At 58.6% G+C, this 20,593-nt stretch carries 13 protein-coding genes; 7 read left to right on the forward strand and 6 right to left on the reverse strand.

The window, feature by feature from the left end:
• Nucleotides 1-6 precede the first annotated feature (6 nt).
• Nucleotides 7-1,290, forward strand: coding sequence for a hypothetical protein (locus tag KQI84_17330; protein ID MCB2156641.1), 1,284 nt, complete (start codon nt 7-9; stop codon nt 1,288-1,290).
• Nucleotides 1,291-1,395: 105 nt separating this feature from the next.
• The gene (locus tag KQI84_17335; GenBank protein ID MCB2156642.1) at nt 1,396-3,075 is read left to right on the forward strand and encodes a BCCT family transporter; all 1,680 of its coding nucleotides are present in this window, start codon (nt 1,396-1,398) and stop codon (nt 3,073-3,075) included.
• Here the strand turns inward: KQI84_17335 and KQI84_17340 are convergent.
• Complete coding sequence (locus KQI84_17340; GenBank protein ID MCB2156643.1) at nt 3,072-3,695, reverse strand: hypothetical protein; 624 nt, start codon at nt 3,693-3,695, stop codon at nt 3,072-3,074. The genes KQI84_17335 and KQI84_17340 overlap by 4 nt on opposite strands.
• Nucleotides 3,696-3,868: 173 nt before the next feature.
• On the opposite strand from KQI84_17340, the gene KQI84_17345 reads away from it, so the two are divergent.
• Nucleotides 3,869-5,779, forward strand: coding sequence for a Na/Pi cotransporter family protein (locus KQI84_17345; GenBank protein MCB2156644.1), 1,911 nt, complete (start codon nt 3,869-3,871; stop codon nt 5,777-5,779).
• 79 nt (nt 5,780-5,858) lie between these two features.
• On the opposite strand, the gene rpmA is transcribed toward KQI84_17345, so the two are convergent.
• The 5 genes from rpmA to KQI84_17370 all read right to left on the reverse strand — a co-directional run bounded on the left by rpmA (nt 5,859) and on the right by KQI84_17370 (nt 14,200).
• Complete coding sequence (gene rpmA / locus KQI84_17350; protein ID MCB2156645.1) at nt 5,859-6,134, reverse strand: 50S ribosomal protein L27; 276 nt, start codon at nt 6,132-6,134, stop codon at nt 5,859-5,861.
• A gap of 21 nt (nt 6,135-6,155) precedes the next feature.
• Nucleotides 6,156-6,491 (reverse strand): 50S ribosomal protein L21, encoded by a 336-nt coding sequence (rplU, locus tag KQI84_17355; GenBank protein ID MCB2156646.1) that lies wholly within the window; start codon nt 6,489-6,491, stop codon nt 6,156-6,158.
• Nucleotides 6,492-6,618: 127 nt separating this feature from the next.
• Nucleotides 6,619-9,210 carry a type I pullulanase gene (gene pulA, locus KQI84_17360; GenBank protein MCB2156647.1) on the reverse strand — a complete coding sequence of 864 codons (2,592 nt, stop codon included), beginning with the start codon at nt 9,208-9,210 and terminating at the stop codon, nt 6,619-6,621.
• Between the two features lie 151 nt (nt 9,211-9,361).
• Nucleotides 9,362-12,739 carry a protein kinase gene (locus KQI84_17365; GenBank protein MCB2156648.1) on the reverse strand — a complete coding sequence of 1,126 codons (3,378 nt, stop codon included), beginning with the start codon at nt 12,737-12,739 and terminating at the stop codon, nt 9,362-9,364.
• Between the two features lie 189 nt (nt 12,740-12,928).
• The gene (locus KQI84_17370) at nt 12,929-14,200 is read right to left on the reverse strand and encodes a hypothetical protein (GenBank protein ID MCB2156649.1); all 1,272 of its coding nucleotides are present in this window, start codon (nt 14,198-14,200) and stop codon (nt 12,929-12,931) included.
• A 234-nt stretch (nt 14,201-14,434) separates the two neighbouring features.
• Here KQI84_17370 and KQI84_17375 point away from each other — a divergent pair, with 234 nt between their 5' ends.
• From KQI84_17375 to KQI84_17390, 4 genes are all read left to right on the forward strand, one after another.
• On the forward strand, nt 14,435-17,374 hold the full coding sequence (locus tag KQI84_17375; protein MCB2156650.1) for a hypothetical protein: 2,940 nt from the start codon (nt 14,435-14,437) through the stop codon (nt 17,372-17,374).
• Nucleotides 17,375-18,182: 808 nt separating this feature from the next.
• Nucleotides 18,183-18,464 carry a hypothetical protein gene (locus KQI84_17380; GenBank protein MCB2156651.1) on the forward strand — a complete coding sequence of 94 codons (282 nt, stop codon included), beginning with the start codon at nt 18,183-18,185 and terminating at the stop codon, nt 18,462-18,464.
• Between the two features lie 132 nt (nt 18,465-18,596).
• Entirely contained in the window at nt 18,597-19,787 is a 1,191-nt protein-coding gene (locus KQI84_17385) for an AAA family ATPase (protein MCB2156652.1), read from the forward strand.
• A gap of 410 nt (nt 19,788-20,197) precedes the next feature.
• On the forward strand, nt 20,198-20,533 hold the full coding sequence (locus KQI84_17390) for a hypothetical protein (GenBank protein MCB2156653.1): 336 nt from the start codon (nt 20,198-20,200) through the stop codon (nt 20,531-20,533).
• The last annotated feature ends 60 nt before the right edge of the window (nt 20,534-20,593 follow it).

Here is a 20,593-nt window from a genome sequence, read left to right on the forward strand (position 1 = left end):
CGACCCTTGAGACGATCCACGTTCCTGCCACTGCTCATCCTGATCGCGATTCTTGCCGCCACGGCATTCGCGCAGCCCGCCATCGACGGGCGGTCTGTTCCACCCGATGGCTGGCGATCGTCTGATCTCGAAGCCCCTACAGGCCGCTACGGTGCCGTGGCCATGCGTCTGCAATCCGCCGCATTGGCCGAGAGTACCAAGACAGGTCTCTTGAACCTCGGCTGGAAACCCGTCAGCATTCAGGCCAAGGGCGATGCAACACTGATCATCGTTGGCAATCTTCCGTCGGCTGCAAAGGCGCAGTTCGTCGCCGACGAATTGAAAGCCCAGAAGCTCGCCGACGCAGAGATCGTCGCCTTGCCGCGCGGCACACAGGGCGCCGCCGCAGAGATTGAAGGTCCGTTCCTGCAGCCCTTCCTTCCCACCCCCGGCCTTGCGAAGCCCTACGATTGGGAAGTCCGCGGAAAGGCGCGTCTGCGGGGCATACTGCGCAGCCTGCCCGAATACGACGTCGAAGAATTCCAGCAGCACATGACCTTGGTTCTGACCGGCGACAACGACAGCGGCTTCCGTGGTGCCGCTGCACTGGCCATCGCGAAGCGTCTCATGGACGAACACAGCGACCCCGACTTGACCCTGTTCCTCGCCGGCAAAGTCGCACGGAACGAATGGACCGCCAGTACGCCCGAGACGCTGCAGGCCGGCGAGTATGTTGCTGACATCCTGTACGGGAACCGTCGCGACTGGCGTGGAGCCTGGTCGGCTACCGAGGCTCTCATCAATCACCCGGATCGTACGCTGCAAGGACGCGTCCGCGATCGCTTGCGCCGGGCTGCGCTTCTTGTCGATCTGGCCGCGGGCTCTCAAACTCCGAAGCCTTCCTGGGGAGAAGTTCGCTCCGAACTGCGCCAGGCATGGGACTTACTGCCCGCGGGCAATCCGAAGCTCGCCGCCAAGATCGAGCTGATGTACATGGAGACCTTTGCCTGGCAGGGACAATGGGATCGCGTCGAAGAGCTCGCACGCACATTGACCGAGCGCTATCCCGACCAGAAGGCGGAATCCGCTGTCGCTTCGGTTTTCCTGGCCCGTTCACTCGAACGCCGCAGCGGCATCGAGGAAGCACTCATGATTCTCGATCGTGTGATCCAGCAGGACTACGCGCCGGGCGAGACTCTCTACATGGGTACCGAGGCGCTTGATATTCGCGAGATGGCAACGAAGTGGCGCAATCACTTCGCGCAATTGCAGGCATCTGCAGCCGCTGCCCTTCAGCAGGGCGACAAATAGACCGGCCCGGATCTCGCGACACAGCGACACGAACAGACGTTCATACAATACGAGGGGTTCTGTCCGAGGCTCAGCGGCAGAATCTCGGTAGGGAGTTCTTTTTCCATGAGCCGGCAAAACGAAGACCCAACACGTGAACCTGGCACACAGGAAGACTCAGGAGGGCTGGCTGATAAGCTTGGCCTCGAAATCCACCCGACGGTATTCTTCGTCTCAGCAGGCGTAATCATCGGCTTCGTCCTGCTGTCCCTGATCTTCCTCAATCAACTCTCCGCAGTCTTTGCCTTCATTCAAACCAACATCGCCGACAACGCAGGGTGGTTCTACATCCTCTGTGTGAACCTGTTCCTGGGGTTCACGGTTTACCTGCTATGCAGCCGCTACGGTCGGATCCGTTTGGGAGGACCGGACGCCAAACCGGAGTTCAGCCTGTGGGGTTGGTTTGCGATGCTCTTCAGCGCCGGCATGGGAATCGGCCTGCTCTTCTTCAGCGTCGCAGAGCCCATCTTCCATTACGCCACGCCGCCGCTGGGCGACGAGCCTCAGACAGTCGAGGCCGCACGCAGCGCAATGAACATGACCTTCTATCACTGGGGATTCCACGCCTGGGGCGTCTATGCTCTCGTGGGACTCGCCCTGGCTTTCTTCGCATTCAACAAAGGGCTTCCGCTGACGATCCGCTCCGTGTTTTACCCGATTCTCAAGGAGCGCATTCACGGACCCGTTGGAAATCTGATCGATATCTTCGCTGTCGGTGCAACGCTCTTTGGCGTCGCAACATCTCTTGGCCTCGGGGTGCAGCAGGTAAACGCCGGTCTCGCCCACTTGCTGCCGGTTCCGCAAAACTCTGTCGTTCAGATCGTGCTGATCGCCCTCATTACGGCGATGGCAACCGCATCCGTTGTCTTCGGTTTGGACAAAGGCATCCGTCGCCTTTCAGAGTTCAACATGTGGGTCGCCCTGACGTTGCTGATTTTTGTGCTTCTCCTCGGACCGACGATCTTCCTTCTCAACGGACTCGTTCAGAATATCGGGACCTACATCCAGCGGCTGCCCGAGATGAGCTTCTTCACCGAGGCCTACACCGAGGGCACCTGGCAACGCGACTGGACCATTTTCTATTGGGCATGGTGGATCGCGTGGTCGCCGTTCGTCGGAATGTTCATTGCCCGAATCTCGTTTGGTCGAACTATTCGTGAGTTCCTGACGGGAGTTCTCTTTGTACCCGTCATTCTGACCTTCATCTGGCTGACCGTTTTTGGAGACACTGCCCTTCACGAACAGATGTATGGTGGCGGCGGCATCGTGGATGCCGTGCAAAACAACATCCCGATTGCTCTGTTCGTTCTGCTGGAGAGATTCCCGCTCTCCATCATCACTTCAGTTCTTTCGATCGTCGTTGTGATCACGTTCTTCGTGACTTCGTCCGATTCGGGATCGCTGGTCATCGACATCATTACCGCAGGCGGCAATACGAACCCGCCCGTGCATCAGCGGATCTTCTGGGCCACTCTCGAGGGCGTCGTCGCAGCGGCACTTCTTCTCGGCGGGGGATTGACGGCGCTCCAGACAGCAAGCATCACGACTGGCTTGCCGTTCACCGTTGTGCTGCTGCTTGTTGCTGTCAGTCTACACAAGGGACTTCGTGAAACCTATCGCAGCGATAGGAAGTTGATCAAGCCTGCGACCGGTCACGGAAAGCGCATCGAAGCCCCGAAGCGAGCATTGGCGCGCGGCGTTCCACGCTATCGACCGACGTCACGGAAGGCTTCGAAGACAACTTAGGTGTCTTCCGGTGGGAGCTTCTGCAGCGCACGAATGAGTTCCAGCAGATCATCCTGGTTTACCGGCCCCTGCTTCGACTTCACCGTCTCCCATATTCGGGGGCTGAGAGTCGGAGCAGTCGCCTTGTGTCCATCTTTCCACTCGATGGATTCGGGCGTCAGGCCATCGAAGAGGCCCAGGTTCGCATTTTCATTCTGAAGGAAAGCGCGCCCCTCCTCATCAATCGTCTGCGTGAAGACGCCCTGTACTTCGCCGATCGGCGCACACAGTCCAGTGGCGGGGGAGTCCGGGCCGAGAAAGAGTAGATAGACCTGTCCTGGCTCCAGCCAGATCGCCCCCTCATCGCCGATCGTCTTCGACGGCGCACGATGTCGCCACGTCACCTGCGAATCGGCACGCCATGACCCCTTCAGATCATCGACCACTTCCAGTGTCGTCTCCCACGCGCCAATCGCGCCCCCACCCGGCAGAGGGACGTTGACGATCCGCGTCTCGCCGGCCTTCACCATCACGATCCGGTCTGCACCGGCGGTCAGATCTTGAACCGGCAGCGGGACCAGCGACTTGGCGAACGCCGCACCGGCGATCAGCAGGATTGCAATGAAGAATGCTCTGCGCATGGTCGTCTCCATTCACTCGTTGGTTACAATCGCCCAGAGCATCCTGACAATCGACATCTTATTCCGTCTCGCACAATCCAATCCTGCTCTGTGATTCCCTAACAATTGTCTTGTGGGAAGCTCTCTATCGACGCTCTAATTCACGGTTCGACAGGGACCTGGAGGCAGCCGCAGTGCTCGGCCGACAGCAATACTCGATGCTGAAGATACCGCAGTCGCCGCGCCATGTGCGCCGGCGCCAGCGCTTCATTGTACTCGCCGCCCTGGCTTGTTTCATGGTCTTTGCGCGGCTTGCTCAGGCAGCCGGTGGACACGGCGAAGTGACCATGACTGACAGCGTCGAATGGTTTCCGCTCGCCATCGGTCTCCTGGGCGGACTCGCCATTTTCCTGTTCGGCATGGAGGAACTCAGCGACGCCCTGCAGGCCATCGTTGGCAAGCGCATGAAGCACGTCATGAGCAAACTGACGTCGAATCGTTTTGTCGGCGTCATCACGGGCGCGCTTGTCACCGGCGTCATCCAATCCAGCAGCGTGACCACCGTTCTCGTTGTAGGCTTCATCTCCGCCGGCCTGATGAATCTCTCGCAGGCCATCGGTATCATTCTTGGTGCAAAGATCGGCTCCACGATTACCGGCCAGATCATAGCCTTCAAAGTCACCAAGTACGCCCTGCTACTTGTGGCAGTCGGCTTTGGCACGGGATTCATTTTCAAAGAAGGCCGTGCCCGGCATTATGGCCAGCTTGTCTTCGGCCTCGGCATGATCTTCTTCGGAATGGCCGTGATGGGTTCGACGATGGAACCTCTGCGCGGTTACCAGCCATTTATCGATACGATGGCTCACATCCGGAACTGGCCGCTTGCCATCATTGTCGCGGCACTCTTCACATCGCTGATCCAATCCAGTGCAGCCACAATGGGTATTGTAATTGTCTTGGCATCGCAGGGCTTGGTTCAGGTTGAAGCAGGTATTGCGCTCGCCCTGGGGGCGAACATCGGAACCTGCGCCACCGCCGGCCTGGCCGCGATCGGGAAGCCGCGCGAAGCCGTTCGCGCCGCTCTTGCGCACGTCACCATCAGCATCGTCGGAGCCGCCATCCTCCTGCCCTTCATTCCGCAGTTTGCCGATTTTGCGCGTTCCATTTCCCCCAGCGCTGCCGAAGGCCTCACCGGTCAGGCTGCTCTGGCCGCCGTAGCGCCCCGCCAGATCGCCAATGGCCACACGATGGTCAGTATCCTCATGGCGGCCATGTTCCTTCCCTTCGTTGGCCCCTTCGCTCGCATTCTGGAAAAGATCCTCCCCGAGAAGGAAATCACTCCGCAGGAAGCCAGCATGCGCGAGTGGATTCCGAAATACCTCGACGAAGAACTCATCGAGACGCAGGAAGTCGCTGTCGAAATGGTGCGCCGCGAAGTCGAACGTATCGCGCGCAACGTTGGCCGGATGCTCGATGCGCTGCCTGCCGCGATCTTCGATGGCGACATGAGCGCCATGAACCAGATTCGCGATCGCGACAACAAGGTCGATTCGCTCCATCGCCAGGTGATCGAGTACATCTCCCGCCTGAGCATGGAAGACCTCAGCCATTCTGCCGCCGATTCCGCGATGACCGCCATGGCCGTTTCGACCGAACTCGAAGCCATCGGCGACATCATCGAGAATAACTTCACACACCTGGCCGAGAACGTCGCCAACGGCACGGGGAAATTGGCTCCCGAATTCTCCGAACCGCTCCGCAAGTATCACCAGCTTGTCTTCTGGACCTTCGAATCCGTTGCCACGGCATTCGCCGAGGACGACAAGGAAGAAGCTCGCGTGATCATGAACATGAAGGGCGAAGTGAACGCCCTCGATGCCCAGGTTCGAGCCGACCAGACCGAAATGATCCGTCGCGGCAAGGCTGACGCCGTGAAGACCATTATTCTCCAGACCGACATCATGGAGAACCTGAAGCGCATCTACTACCACGTCAAACGCATCGCCAAGATGGTCGCGGGCGAAGGCGATGTCCGCTCCTGGGAAGAGCCGCCCAAGCCGACCGTCCCAGAGATTCCGGAAGAGGTCCGCTCCGGAGTCAGTTGATCCGCCGCCACAGCCCGACCAATCGAAAACGCCCCCTGCTTTCGCAGAGGGCGTTCACAATTCGTTGGCTGACTGCGCCTTACTTGCTGGCGGCGAACTCTTCGGCGGGAATGATGTGGACGTACTTGCGTCCGGTTCCCTTGCGCTCGAACTTCACGTGTCCGTCCACCTTGGCGAACAGAGTGAAATCCTTGCCCTGGCCGGTGTTGCGGCCGGGGTACCACTTGTTGCCGCACTGGCGAATCACGATCGAACCGCCGGTCACAAACTGCTCGGAGTGAGCCTTTGTGCCGCGCCGTTGACTATTGGAATCGCGGCCGTTACGAGTCGAACCTACGCCTTTTTTATGAGCCATTGGATGCGCTCCTTTCTCGTATTATTCGGCCGGCAGTTCCTGGCCGTCCTTGAGGATTCCGGTGATCCGCAGCTCCGTGAAGGGCTGACGGTGGCCGTACTTCTTCTTGAAGCCCTTACGGCGCTTGAACTTGAAAACAATAACCTTACGGCTCTTGCCGTTTCGCACCACCTGCGCCCGAACGGCGGCATTGGCGACGACCGGCTGGCCGACTTCCACATCCTCGCCCCGGCCAATCAGCAGAACGTTGTCCAGATCCACCTGGCTGCCGCTCTCGACATCCAGCTTCTCGACCTGAATCACGTCGCCGGGCGACACGCGGTATTGGTGACTTCCCTGGCGGAGAATCGCGTACATGACAGTCTTTCCTGACAATACTTGGGTTCCTGGCGCGGAGATCCCCCCGCGCGAAGGGCTCGAATTGGTACTGGTAACGGGGGGCGCCTGTCAAGCCTTGGATGACCGATTCGGCGCCCTTTTTTTCCTATTTCGAGGACGCCACGATCGCCAGCGAGCGGCCCGGCACCTCGATCGAGCCATTCACGCTGCCCAGCGGCTTTGTCCCCACCTTATCGCCCAGCGCGTAAACGTACCCATGATCCATCGAGGGCACGTTGAACGTCTGTGGACGGGCGTCTGGATTGATGAACACAGCGACCTTCTGCCATTCCTCACCTTCCAGGCCCTTGCCGTCCAGCGTGAAGGCAATGGCCGTCGGCACCGGCAGTGCGCTTTCCGTGAACGACAGGCGGTCCCTCACCTCGTGGGCGGTCTTCAGGCGGAAGATCGGATGGGCCTTGCGCAGGGTGATGATGCCCTTGAAGTACTCCACCACGTCCTGATTGTCCTTCTTCCAGACCCAGTCGATCTCGTTGATCTCGTCCGGCGAGTTGTAACTGTTGTGCACGCCGTCCTTGGTCCGCAGCATCTCGCAGCCGCCATGGAAGAACAACGTGCCCTGCGAGACTCCGAGGATTCCGAAGGCCAGCTTCTGCATCTGCTTCAGGTCCTCGACGCTGGCGCTGGGGGAGGAGTGCTTCAACTTATCCCACAGCGTCAGGTTATCGTGGCAGGTCACGTAGTTAATCGAGTCGGTCGGGTTGGTCGCCCAGTCGCTGATCGAGCCGGCGATTCCGTGCTTCACGCCGTCGCGCCGGCCGCCGTTCTGAACGTAGCCGCCATCGGTGCCCTCCGTGGAGCCCTTGATCGCGTCTCGGATATGATCGTTGAAGGCGGCCAGGCCCGTACCTGACACCACGCCCTTGTCGGTCAGGCGACTCAGGCCGGGCGTTCCGCCAGCCCACGGCTCGCCGTAGATCAGGATCGTCGGATCGATCTTGTCCATTTCCTTGCGGAGTTCCTGCAGCGTCTCCAGATCGATCAGGCCCATCAGGTCGAATCGGAACCCGTCGACCCCAAACTCCTCAACCCAGTACTTGCAGGAATCCAGCAGGTACTTGCGGGCCATCGGCGCCTCGCTGCGGAACTCGTTGCCGGTTCCCGATCCGTTCCAGAACGAACCATCCGGCTTCATGCGATGGTAGTAGCCCGGCGCGATTTGCTCGAAGGTCGAGGGCGGCGCCGTGTGGTTGTAGACCACGTCCATGATCACGCGAATGTCCGCAGCGTGCAGTGCCTGCACCATCTGCTTGAACTCGCGGATCTTGCTCTCATTCTTGTAGTCCGACGCGAACCAGCCGTCGGGCGAATTGAAGAAGCACGTCATGTAGCCCCAGTTGTAGACCGGGTCCGACTCGTCGTTATCGAAGTCCTGCGGCGGCATCAACTGAACGTGCGTCACGCCCAGTTCCTTCAGGTGATCGATTGCCGTCTTGATCTCCGGATTGCCGGGCATGTGCGTACCGGCCTCGACGAAGCCAGTGTACTTACCCTTCGCCTCGACGCCGGAATCCGCCGCGATTGTGAAGTCCCGAACGTGCATCTCGTAAATGATCGCGTCTGTCGGAGAATCGCCGTAGACTGGTCGCTTCACCGGGCGGAAGCCTTCCGGATCCGTCTTCCGCAAATCGGTAATGCGCCCACGGCCCAGCAGGTCCGTCGTATTTGTCGCGCTCGGATCGTAGACTTCAGGCGACTTGCCGAAGCGCTTGGTATCCACCTGCACCATGTAGAATCGCCCTGCCAGATCGCCGGCCACGGTGGCTTCCCACACGCCTTTTCCGGCACTCTCCATCGGCACTTCCTTGCGACCGGCATCACCCGCTCGTTCGTCGTACAGAACCACCCACGCTCCCTGCGCGGTGGGGGAGAACAGCCGGAAAGTCGTGGCATCCGGCGAATACACGGCGCCCATAGGCTCGTCCGAGTAGTAGTACTCTGCGTTCATCAGAATCTTCCTGGGAACGGCAACCGACGAGCGGTAGCCGATCGCTTTGGCAGTCACTTCTTCCGCGGTGATATCGATTGGCTTCTCGAGCGTGAAGGCGACCATGAATGTCTGGCCGGCCGATGGCTGCACCGGGCGCGCCTTGACGGCGGCGATCTCCTCGCCATCGACTTCCACACTGAAGTTCTTCGGATCGACCTGCTTCACATTCAGCGGATGAGAGAAAACCAGCGCCATCTTGTCTGCTGCGTCGATGAACGCGCTGGCAATCTTCGGACTGATATCCGGCTTCTCCGAGTAGATCCGCCGATCATTGCCGATCAGCCAGATCTCGTACCCCATGTCCTCTGTCCAGTAGCGATCGCTGCCATCCTTGTGATCCCACGACTGATACAGCCGAGGAATGAACCCAATCCGATCGTCATCCGTGCCCGTTACGCCGTACTGGCTCGTGTCGACCTTGAAAACGACGCCAAAGTCATCGCGGCCCGAGGACATCACCTCGGGGCTCTCTGGCTCCTGCTCGCCCAGGCCATCCCATGTCCAAAGGCTTGCGCGCGTGTAGTCGCCATCATAGCGGTGATAGTGGATTGTCAGAGTCTCTCCCGAGTCTGATACCACTGGTTCTGCTCGCAATGTTTGATCTTGTAGCATGGTTGTCATGAGAATCGCCGCGATGATTATGAGTGTTGGTTGGGCGCCAAAGCCGATCAGGCCTTTCCGATTCATCGTTCACCTTCTGTTTTCGGGGGATTGGAATGGAAATCGCCGCATCCCGCTAACGACTCTTGCCGGCCTATCTCATCGAAGCAAGAGAAAGACCATCGCGGCAAAAGGCTTCTTACTAAAGGGCTTGCCCCCGAAGAGGGGGCATCGCGGCTTAGTCCAAGTCCAGTTCGTCCAACTCGTCAGCCGCCGGTTCCGCAGATTTCGGAGGCTGGCTGTGTGTATCGAAGATCCAGTGCCCCTCGATGTCCGTCTTGCTGGGTAACGGGCTGTCGCTCACGCGATCGCGCGCATTTCGGCGGAACTCTCGGGCACTCTGCAGTCTGCGATGAATATCCTCCAGCCGATGCGGCGCCGTCGGGATGTCATCCTCCGGATGCAGTTGCTCCGCCGAGGGAAGTTCAAGATCCAGCTCTGAATCCAGGTCCACGGGTGACGCGTAGCCGGGACTCAGGTCGAGTTCGAAGTCCGAATCGAAATCTGGATGATCGTCGGCGCCCACATCCAACTCCTGACTGGCGTCTACCGGCACGTCCAACTCCGAATCCAGGTCCGGGATAGGGATCTTGGCCTCCAGCGCCGGATCGGATTCCTCCAGCGGTCCCAGATCATCCGTCCAGGTCCCCTCATGCAGGTCGCTGGCGGACGACGTTGCCGCCTGCGAGGGTCGGGCCATCCGATCATGCCGGTCGGGATCGAAATCCTCGTCCCCAAAATCGAAGTCGCTTTCCAGATCCTCGGGCGCAGGCGACTCACGCGGTGGCTGCTGCGGCTCGAGAACAACGCCGCTCTCCGGACGATTCGGGTCCACATTGAATGGCACATGGGGCGGGACTGGACCGCGGCGCTGCGCAGAACGCACCAGCACAGGAGGCGGCGTCGCATCGTGCGCCGACGGATTCAGGCGATCCGGATTGCCACCCACCGCAACGAAGACCTCTTCCAGTGAGGCCCGCAAGTCCATCGCCGTTTGGAAACGCTCGCCGGGGTTCTTGCGCAGGCACTTCATGATGACGACATCGACGGGTTCCGGCACCGTGCTGCAGATCTCGCGCGGGGGAGTCGGCAGCACGTTCACCTGCTGGTAAGAAATATCGCCGGAGATGAACGGCGGTGACCCAATGAGCATCTCGTACAGGATGATCCCCACCGCATAGATGTCCGACCGCGCGTCGATGCGCCCGCCGTGAACCTGCTCTGGCGACATGTAGCGAGGCGTTCCAATCAGCGCGCCCGTCGGAGTGAATGTCGCTTCCTCGATGTGGACGATGCCGAAGTCTGTTACCTTCACGACACCGCCGGAACTCACCATGATATTGTCCGGCTTGATATCGCGGTGGATGATGCCCTTGCGGTGCGTTGCATCCAACGCATCGCACATCTGGACGCACCAGTCGAGAACCTCGATCACATACTCCAGATCGATGTCGACCGTATCGGCGAACTTGTCTTCAACGATATCGCGCAGCGAAGGTCCATCCACAAACTCCATTGCGATGTACGACTGGCCGTAGACGTTCGAAATATTGTAGTCGAGGATGTTCACGATGTTGCGGTGGTGCAGTGTCGCCGCGATGCGCGCTTCGCGGAAGAAGCGATCGATCGCCTTGTCGCTTCCGCTCAAGCCTTCGCGCAGAATCTTCATGGCCACGATCGTGTTCGTCTTCAGGTCCATGACCTTGTGCACGACACCCATGCCGCCGGAACCGATCTTCTCGACGTACTTGTAACGCCCGATCGAGTGATCGCCGATCAGTTCGCGCATGCGCGGATCGATGGCAAACTCCGCACCCGCGGCCGCGACTTGTTGCTCGAGCATCGCGATCTTGTCGCTGATGTCTCGGAAGTCCGGATCGAAGTCCTTCACCAGCGTCGCGGCCTCCAGCGCCAGGTTCCATTGCTCGGCGTTCTGGAACGAAATCATCAGATCGTACAACTGCTCCAGATCTTCCGAGTCGAGGACTGGAAGCTCCTGGTACTTCTGGAAAGCCGCCTTCAGATCGCCGGCGCGGTACAGCGCAATCGCCATGCGGCGATTGGCCTTCATGCCGAACTCCGGGTATGTCGACGCGCGGCGGTACTCCTTCATCGCGCGCTCGATGTTCCCACGATCCAGATGCATGTCACCGAGCTTAAGGCGCACCTCGCACGAATCCGGATCCTTGATCAGAATCTGCTCGCACGCCTGCACCAGGCGCTGGCGGATGTCTTCCAGTGTGTTGTCGAGGAACAGCGCGCGCTCCGCGTAATACAACGTCCGTCGCCAGTCGCGCCGCTCCGCAAAGAAATTCGTCAGGAACGCCATGTGCCGTTCGCTGACTTCCGGAACGCGTTCCAGCAATGCATCCAACGGTTCCAGGATCGCCTTGTAGTCCTGGTAACCCAACTCAAGCGCACGGAGATAACATTCAAAGGCCTGCTGCCAGCGACGGTTTCGCCAGTGCAATTCCGCCAACTGCAATTCCGTGTTGATCTCGATTTCCCACTCGGCCGAATGCTCCGACGGCATCGGCTTCGGCGTGTCCTCGCGTTCGAACTCGCCTTCCTGGGCTTCGAGCAAAATGTCGTGTTCGTTGATGAATTGAAGCAGGTAAACGGCAGTGTCCAACTCGCCGCGCTTCTCGAGCAGGATCGTGATTTCGTTCAGCAGTGCCTTCGCTTCTTTATCCAGTTCGATGTGCGACAGATAATCGAACGCCTGGCGGTAGTCCTCGAGATCGATCAGGATGCGCGCCAGCCGCTTCACAAGCGCCGGATCGGTCGACAGGGATTCCGCATCGATTTGCCGCGCCCACATCAACGCTTCCTGGTGGTGACCTTGCAGCAGCGACACATTGCAGATCTGGCGGATGGTCGACGTCGTATTCTCTCGGTCATCCTGAAGCTGCTCGATCCGACGCGTCAGGAAACTGTAATAGGCCCCCAGCGTCGCCCCGTCGACTTCACCTTCTTCCAGCAAGCGGCGGTACAGCAGGTCTGCTTTGTCGTAGTGACTCAGTCGCTGGTAAACATCGGCGAAGAAAACCGCAACATTCGGCGGCAGCTCAAAGAGGTTCTGCACCGCCTCGAAGTGATTGATCAGCGGTTCCAGATTCTCGATGCCGAGGGCCAACGCCGAGCGATAGTGCTGCAGCGCATCGCGGTACTCCCCGCGGATCAACTGCAAGTCGCCAAGCGCCCGGTGGATGTCTGGGGAATCGGGGTACTCCTGGCTCAGGCTCCGAAGCTGATTGATCGAACGACCCAATCCCTCCGAATCGATCTGCTCCAGACTCGGCACATCCCGGGTCAGCGCGCGCCCCTGGCCGATCATGTACCCGATCGACAGCGCCCGCTGCAGTTTCACATCCGTTGGGAACAGCTCGCTGGCCTGCTCGTAGAGCTCCAGGGCGCGCTCGTGAAAGTGCCCAGCCTGAAAATAGGCCAGCGCAAGCTGGCGAACCAGCTTATCGTTTTCCGGATGGGAGCGACACGACTTCTCAAGGGAGTCGATCGTCTTCAGGGCGATTTCTCTTTGAGGTGCCGAGGACATATTCCGCGCGCGGTTGTTCTCCCAGTTCAGTGTCCGTTAATTCATCGGGCCAAAAGCCCTTTGAAGCAAGGAAGAACGCGTGAGCCGCCCGTAATGGGTATAAATTTACCCAAAAACAGCCGACACACAGCCGCTAATACATGGCCTAGAAAGAATTACGCCGGTTTCAGACAATTGCGACAGGCGGGCTTACGTCAGTCCTTCACGCTTCGCCTGCAGCGCGATCGCGTTGCGCAGATACAACTCCATGCAGAAAATCACCAGCAGCAGGGCGAACACGCCCGCCGCAGACAGGCCCGCGATCAGTGTGCGCTTTGGCGCCACCCGCTTCTGGGGTGAAACCGGCGGGTCCAGTAGCCGCAGCGTGCTGTACTCCTCGCCGCTGGCAGACACCGCGCGCAGCTTCGCCTCAGCCTGGCTGGCCACGGTCGAATTCAGCCGAACAGCGTACTCCAGGCGGTTCAGTTCCACGCTCAGGCCGCCCGATTCCGCCGCCAGACTCACTGCTTCGTCCCGCAGCGAAGTGACTTCTTCTTCGATTTCCGGAATCAACTGCTCGATACGGACCAGTTCGGCCTTCAAACGGGCGATTTCGCCGGCGGCCGCGCTGGGATCCGCCTCCATGCCCGCTAGCTCCACCTTGAGCTGCGTGCGGCGCTCCCAGAGGCCCGGCTCCGTGCCTTCGCCGATCTGCTCGATCGTCAGGCCGGTGCGCTCCGGCCCGGCGCGCATGTTGAAGCCCATGATGTCATTGCCGATCACATCCTTCAGCTTGGGCTGGGGCATGAACGTCAGTTGGCGCATGGCGCTCGTCAGCTTCGACTCCACCATTTCCTGCTGCTTCTCGACATCCTTCTTCTTTGCGACCGTTTCCTGGACCTCGCCCTTGAGTTCCTCCGCGCGCCGGCGCGACGAATCCGCCAGGAACTGCGCCTCTTCACTCAGCATATTGCCGTACTTGTTGAGGATACGCTGGATCCACAATTCCATCAGGCGGCGTGACTGCCACGTCGACGTGCCCTTGGCGCGCAACTCGATCACCGGCGAGTACTCCGTCGAGATCGTCGTGTCCACCAGCGTCGAGGCGCCGGCGTAGAACCGCAGACGGTACTTCTCCAGCGGCTGCGTGATCTTGTCTGGGAACTCCGGATCGTTCTCGAAGCGCTCGTTGTACTGGTCCCGAATAAAGGCCAGCGTGTGATCCGCCGTGAACATGCTGCGGAACGCCGGTGCCGGCATGCCGGGCTGTTCGTCCTCGAGATTGATCGGGGGCTGAGGCCGCACATAGATCAGTGCGCGGGTCTCGTAGATCTCTCCCGCAAATGCTCGCACCGCCAGATAGCACATCACGAACGAGGCCATCGTCAGGGCCACGATCCACCAGCGCCGCCTCCACAGGTGCAGCATGAAATCCGCAGTCATCAGGCCCGAAGGCGAAGTTTCCTGATCGTGTTCAGCCATGATCCTCAGTCGCTAGAGCCCCCGTAACGGGAGCGAAATCAACATCTCCCCCAAGAACCGGCGCCGGCCCTTGTGCGTCAAGGTCGATTGCCTTCCCGACCGGTCACACTGATCGACGCACTTCTCCGGAGCCACGGAGTTGACAATAGTAAATATTTGTCATTGACACCAGTTATTCAAGGGCGTAGCAGAGAGTTGAATCGATCAGGAAGTAAGAGGGTCAGGAGGTGGAACATGAAGTACATTCTTTGGGTTGGGATTCTTGCGGGATTGATAAGCACCACCAGTACCGTCGAGGCTCGGCGACCTCTGTTCCCGGAGCCAGCCATGAGCTATGGTGAGGGAAGATACATTGGTTTCGATCTCGAAGAGGTGAACGATGTCCTTGCCGTGGGAGAGTGGGGACGAGTGACATTCTTCGACGTGCAGACTGGAGATCAGCTACCCAACCAGTTGGAAGTCCCCGGCATGCCGTTTGCCGATATCAGCATCTCCCCGGACAAGAAACACCTTTGCTGTCTCGACTATCAAGGAGGAGGGGTATGGGATATCGAGACAAATCAATTGGTTTGGGATTTGGAAACGGGAGAATACTACCGGAGCGACGCATCCGACTTCTCCTCCGACGGTGAACGGATTGTTCTGCAATTGGCCCAGTTGCCCGGGATCTACGATCTGGCAACGCATCAACTTCTGATCACCTTGGAGAATCCTGATCGAGACCCCATCGACCCGACTCACTTCTCCCGCTTCGCATTCTCTCCGAATGAGAGCTATGTGCTGGGTATTGGGAACCACTGGGATAGCACTCACGCCGTAATGCTGACTCAGTACGTCATCTGGGACAGCCAGTCGGGGCAGATTCTTCAATCAAGCAGCTTCAGTTCATTCGGAGCCGGCAACAATCAACTCATCGTCTTCGATGGTGATGAGTCGCGCTTTCTCTATTGGAGTTCATCGCACGCTCGTCTGACCAACTTCGCATCCTCTGTTGTGGAGTGGGAATACACAATTGCCGACGATGAAGCTCTCATGGGAGCGACGCTCTCCCGAGATGGCTCGCTCGTCGCACTCGGCTTCGAAAACGGGGAAGTTCGAGTCATCGATTGGGCCAGCGCTTCGACGATTCGATCATTCAGCATCCCGCAGGCGTCCGAGCAGGGACCGAGATTTCTCCGATTCACATCGAACCAGAAGCGATTGATCGCCGGCGGACTGGACCTGGCGACATATATCTGGAACCTGGAAAATGGCGAGTTGGTGCGCAGAATTGTCCCCTCCGATCTGGAGGCCATCGAGACATATTCATCTGGCAGCGAGCGCACTGAACTCTTCTGGGGATCCGACTATCCGATCGCTGTTTCCCCTGACGGCTCTATGATCGCTATCGGAGGCGTCATACATGACCAGACGAGTGGTGAAGTGATCCAGCGAATCGAGGGACACACCGACTGGATTTCCTCTGTCCAATTCAGTGCGGATTCATCTCGAGTGATGACGGGATCATGGGACAGCACCTGTCGGATATGGGACATCGCCACAGGTTTGAAGACGAAGCGGTTTGAACTTCCCGGCTGGGTCCATCGAGCCATCTTCTCGCCGAACGAATCGATGATCGGCGTGGGATACGGCTTCAGAGACATTGCAGTACTCGATGCGAACCAGAAGACCGCCTCGCCGGACCGGGGCAACCTCTCCTTCTGGTCTACGCCTGGGATTTTCACCGATGTTGCTTTCACCCCTGATGGCACTTCCATAACAGGGGGCGGCGAGTTCTACCCAGCGGATATCGGCGCACAGTACATCCAGAGCGGCGGAGCCGTTTCGACCGAGTTCTCTCCCGATGGTCAACTTTGCTTGTTGGGAGACCAGGTGCTCTCCTGGCCCGCCGGCACAGAGCTCTACAGGATCAGCAACCTCTTCGAGGCCGAACTCAGTGCAGCGACATTTTCTCCGGATAGCAGCAGCCTCGCCTGCGCATTCAACCGCATTGGTGAACCAATCCATATCATCGACGCGCAAACCGGCGAGGATGAAGACCGCGTTGATCTTGGAGATCAGATGGTTCATCGGGACGCGCTCGTCCTAATGCCCGACGGCGAATCTCTTCTTGTTGGCATCGGTGGAGCCAAGGCGCTGCTCTTTGCCCCTGAGAAAGGACTTCCCCTCGAGGACTGGACACCTAACTGGCTCGATCAATTCGACGTCCCAGTGTTCTCGGAGACTGGCCGAGCCCCTCTGGAGATGACGGCGATTGAGAGTTCGCAGCTCTTCGGCACCTGGGAGTCTCCCATTGTCCAGTTACCCTCGCACACTGTCAGCGCAGACAACTCCCTGGATGGCCAGACGATCATTCGCGCAACGGCACACATTTCCACGACCGAGACAAATCCAGCGCTGGTTCCTCAGGTCCGTGTGCGCGTCAACATGGCCGATTTCCGGCAGGCCGATGTGCTCGTGATCGAATCAAGCGCAGGCGGGGAGTTCTCGCCTACGCCGGAGGGACGCGACTACACGCTGACGTTCATGCCGCCGGTCGGTGCGCCGGAGTGCCGCTTCTCCTTCGACATGCTGAACTTCGATCCCGCGGATTCACAGACAGCGATGACCCGATTGGAGTCGTTTACCATCGAATCGACCGAGCAGGCGTTCCTTGATGGAGCGCGCACTGAGGCAGTTTATGACTTTGAGATCGACCAGGGAAGTTGGGAGTTCTTCGCGCTCGATCCGCTTGCCATGTCCGAACACGCCTACGATGCCGCGGGCGGCCGCCTGGGACTGGCTGCCGCAGATACGGAGGGTCTGCAGTTCGGAGCATGGAGCACCAACGCCGATGATGTCGCAGTAGAATCAGGCAGGCTGTACTTCGCCCGATTCACGATCGGCACCAATGTCAGCGAACTATACCGGATGCCCTACATGAGATTGCGCTTGAACGAATCCTCGTACTGCGGCGCGCAGTACACCGAAATTGTCCCTGGGGGCGCGATGACACATCTTCCATCGCCGGGTGCTCCGCGGACCTTTTCCTGCTTCTTCCCGACCGGGGTGGGGGAGGGGCAGGCACTCCGTCCCTCCTTTGATATTCTGGCCGACACATCGTGGCCCAATGTCTCAACAGAGGACTGGATCTATCTCGAGCGACTCGAACTGCTTTCAATTGCCACGCCGTGAGGCGGGACGCCCTTAAATGGAACAGAGGCGCCGGACTGTCCTCGAAGGTGACACGGTGCGCCTCTGACCCACAAAATGTTGCGCGGCTGCCTACTGCAGGCCGCTACGTTTTTTCACACAAAGCTCTCGAAACCTGAAGAAGTACCTCTCGTTCGAATGGCGTTTCAGACTTCTCTCTCCTCGCACTGGGCGAGGTAATCGTCCCACTGCTCAGTCTCTGATTGCGAATTCGTCGGCTTCTGAACCTCGCGGCGATTCCACAGGGACTTTGTTGGGCGCATGTGTGAAGGGAACTTGCTGAAGTCGATGGGTAAGGGAGTTCTGTCGTACTGCGGGTAATAGTTGCCAGTCATGGTACCCACCTTTCCCTGATGTTACATCCTTTGTTCGGAGCCTACAAAGGCAAGTTCCGGGCCCACTACATCAGTTCGTATTGCCAGTCTGCTTCTGTCCACGTCGCGACGTCATATCGCCTGCATTATCAGGACATTTGCATGAGCACGGGGTCGGTCGGTCGAGCAGATCCTTACCGATTCCGGTGGTCTCCTTTTGCCCCGGCGGAAAATTCCGCCCACCAGGCCGACCCCTTGGAACCACAGGCATAAGCGCCTTTATTGCCACCCGAAAACACGTTCCCTCATTTGTTGTTACACTGCGGAATTCAGCGCCGATTGTCAACTCCGATCACTGTCCAGATCTGGCATAAGTGCGACTCTTCAAACACCGATGATGCGCCGCAGCAATTCTTCGCGTGACATGCATTTCGGGTTGGGACAGATTGTCCCGTGTCCTCAGGACGCACTTTGCCATGAAGCGACCTTCCCTGCGATTCACGTGGACCTCGCGCCTCAGCGGCGCCGCTGCTCTTGGCGTGTTCATCGGGCTCTGGGGGCTCGACATCTTCTTCCCTGCGTTTCACGACTGGTCGCGCCAGCTCGAGATCGACTTCTTCGGCATTCCTCCGCGCCACCCCGGCCAGCTAGTTCCCGGAACATCCGCCGTCGCCGCCGGAATCCTCTTCGCCATCGTCGGTTTCGTCACCGATTTGACCATCTACCGGCGCCAATCGGCCGAATGGGAAGATGATTAGGGTGTTACGGCCCTGAAGAGATGATCTGAGTCAGGATGTCGTCACCATCCACTCGAATGGCGGATTCCTGTTGTCTCTCCGAGCGGAAGGTCGAGACTGGGCTCATCAAGCACACAGGGTAGGGAACACAGTATGATCACAAAGTTCCAAATAAAGAACTTCAAGTCTCTGGCGGGCTTCAGTCTGCCGCCTGACAAAGATCGGCTGGGCCCCATGGTTTGTCTCGTGGGGCTAAATGGAGCTGGGAAATCCACCGTTCTGCAGGCACTGGACTTCGTGGCCCATCTGGTCACCGGGCAACCACTCGCTTGGCTTGCAAAGCGCCGATGGGTACGAGACGGCTTCGTCAGTGCATTCTCGGGGGTTCGTTCCAATACTATCGAAATCCATATCGAGCTCGAACTCCCAGATGATGTTGTCGTCTGGGATGCAAGATATGACTGCGATCAACACCGGTGTCAGAAAGAGGAGTTGGTTTGTAAGAGCACAGGGGACAAATACCTGGAGGTTGAGGGTGGCACCCTCTCGGTGAAGTCTGTAGAGGGGGAAGGCTCGAAACACAACTACAAAATCCCCTTCGAATATGGTGGCTCGGTCATCTCGCAACTCAAGACCTCAGAAATTCACCCGATCATAGGAGACTTTCGGACCGTATTCACCAGGCTCCGCGCTTTGGAGCTGCTTTCCCCCTCAATCCTCAGAAGCCGAGCGCGTGGAGATGAGCAGATCGGATATGGGGGGGAGAACCTCTCCGTTTTTCTGGAATCGCTTTCGGATGATCAGCGAGAAGAACTCACCCAGAGGCTCCAAGGCTTTTACCCCACAATGGATAGCTGGGACATTGAAACATCAGCGGCCGGGGGGTGGAAAGGGATCCAATTGCAGGAACACTACCCCAATGAAGCCCGCATCGGCGCAGAGCACATCAACGACGGCTTTCTGCGTGTGATAGCCATTCTCTCTCAGGCCTACACGGAAGATCGCTTCGTACTGATTGATGAGATCGAGAACGGTATGAATCCCGAAATTGTCGAGAAGCTGATGGACTTCCTGGTAGAACTAGGTAAGCAGGGCAAGCAGGTCATTGTCACGACGCACAGCCCGCTCATTCTGAACTACCTTGAGGACGAGGTCGCTGAGAAGGCAGTCTATCTTCTCTACCGGAATAATCTGGGACATACCAAAGCTGTTCGCTACTTCTCGTTTCCCCAGACAAGACGCAAGCTTGAGGCGCTTGGTCCTGGTGAGGTCTATGCTGACACACCTGTCTCCGACTTGGTGGACTCTCTTGTTCGAGAGGACTCGGAGGGGTATGGAGAATGAAGTGGCTGGTTTCCGGCGAGGGGGCAACCGACATCGGGACGTGTGCCATCGGGAGTTCGGTCTCTTGCCGCGGGGAGCAATTCGAGATCGGCCCGATGGCGGCGATCATTGATCGATTGCTTGAGCCAATTGTCGATTACTCTCCCCTCGCTTTCGAATCAATCTGCCTGCTTCGAAAGCAGGACCTGACCAGACGCTCCAGACGCTCCAAGTCACTTCGGTTCGTTGCTCTCCCCGGCAAGAAAGCCGACACAGGGACGCGCTTCTTCTTCAAGAATGCCCTCGCCCTTGCGCGAGCAGCCCGGGAGATGGAGGCGGAGGACCGATGTCCCGTATGCGCTGTGTTATTCAGAGATGCTGACGGCACTCACACCAGCTCCGAAACTGAATACGCTCAGAAGCTCAAGTCCATGGAACTGGGTTTCAAAGCGGCTGATGGGTTCGATCGGGGTGTTCCGATGATTCCCAAGCCAAAGAGCGAAGCCTGGCTCATCTGCGCTCTCAAAGAAGACTCTCCCTACTCATTTTGCGACCGATTGGAAGAGACACTCCCCGGCAATGATGACAGCCCTAATTCGGCGAAGATGCAGCTTGCTGAGATCCTTCTCGCCAAGGGGAAATCGACTTCCGATCTGGCCGAGATGGTGATGAACCAGGAGATACATCCAGACCGGATTGATATGCCCAGCTTCAACAGCTTCCGCCAACGCCTTGAACTCGTTGCCCGCGAGATGATCCGGTCGTGACGGCGACCTTTGGCAACTACTGAGCAAAACACGGTTGATCTCAAACGGGTGACTCTTCCA

This window comes from bacterium (assembly GCA_020444065.1).
Taxonomy (GTDB): Bacteria; Sumerlaeota; Sumerlaeia; order SLMS01; family JAHLLQ01; genus JAHLLQ01.

Coding starts and splice junctions, on each gene's coding strand:
- KQI84_17335 (MCB2156642.1), top strand. CDS start 1,396: ATGAGCCGGCAAAACGAAGACCCAACACGTGAACCTGGCACACAGGAA.
- KQI84_17340 (MCB2156643.1), bottom strand. CDS start 3,695: ATGCGCAGAGCATTCTTCATTGCAATCCTGCTGATCGCCGGTGCGGCG.
- rpmA (MCB2156645.1), bottom strand. CDS start 6,134: ATGGCTCATAAAAAAGGCGTAGGTTCGACTCGTAACGGCCGCGATTCC.
- rplU (MCB2156646.1), bottom strand. CDS start 6,491: ATGTACGCGATTCTCCGCCAGGGAAGTCACCAATACCGCGTGTCGCCC.
- pulA (MCB2156647.1), bottom strand. CDS start 9,210: ATGAATCGGAAAGGCCTGATCGGCTTTGGCGCCCAACCAACACTCATA.
- KQI84_17365 (MCB2156648.1), bottom strand. CDS start 12,739: ATGTCCTCGGCACCTCAAAGAGAAATCGCCCTGAAGACGATCGACTCC.
- KQI84_17370 (MCB2156649.1), bottom strand. CDS start 14,200: ATGGCTGAACACGATCAGGAAACTTCGCCTTCGGGCCTGATGACTGCG.
- KQI84_17375 (MCB2156650.1), top strand. CDS start 14,435: ATGAAGTACATTCTTTGGGTTGGGATTCTTGCGGGATTGATAAGCACC.
- KQI84_17380 (MCB2156651.1), top strand. CDS start 18,183: ATGAAGCGACCTTCCCTGCGATTCACGTGGACCTCGCGCCTCAGCGGC.
- KQI84_17385 (MCB2156652.1), top strand. CDS start 18,597: ATGATCACAAAGTTCCAAATAAAGAACTTCAAGTCTCTGGCGGGCTTC.
- KQI84_17390 (MCB2156653.1), top strand. CDS start 20,198: ATGGAACTGGGTTTCAAAGCGGCTGATGGGTTCGATCGGGGTGTTCCG.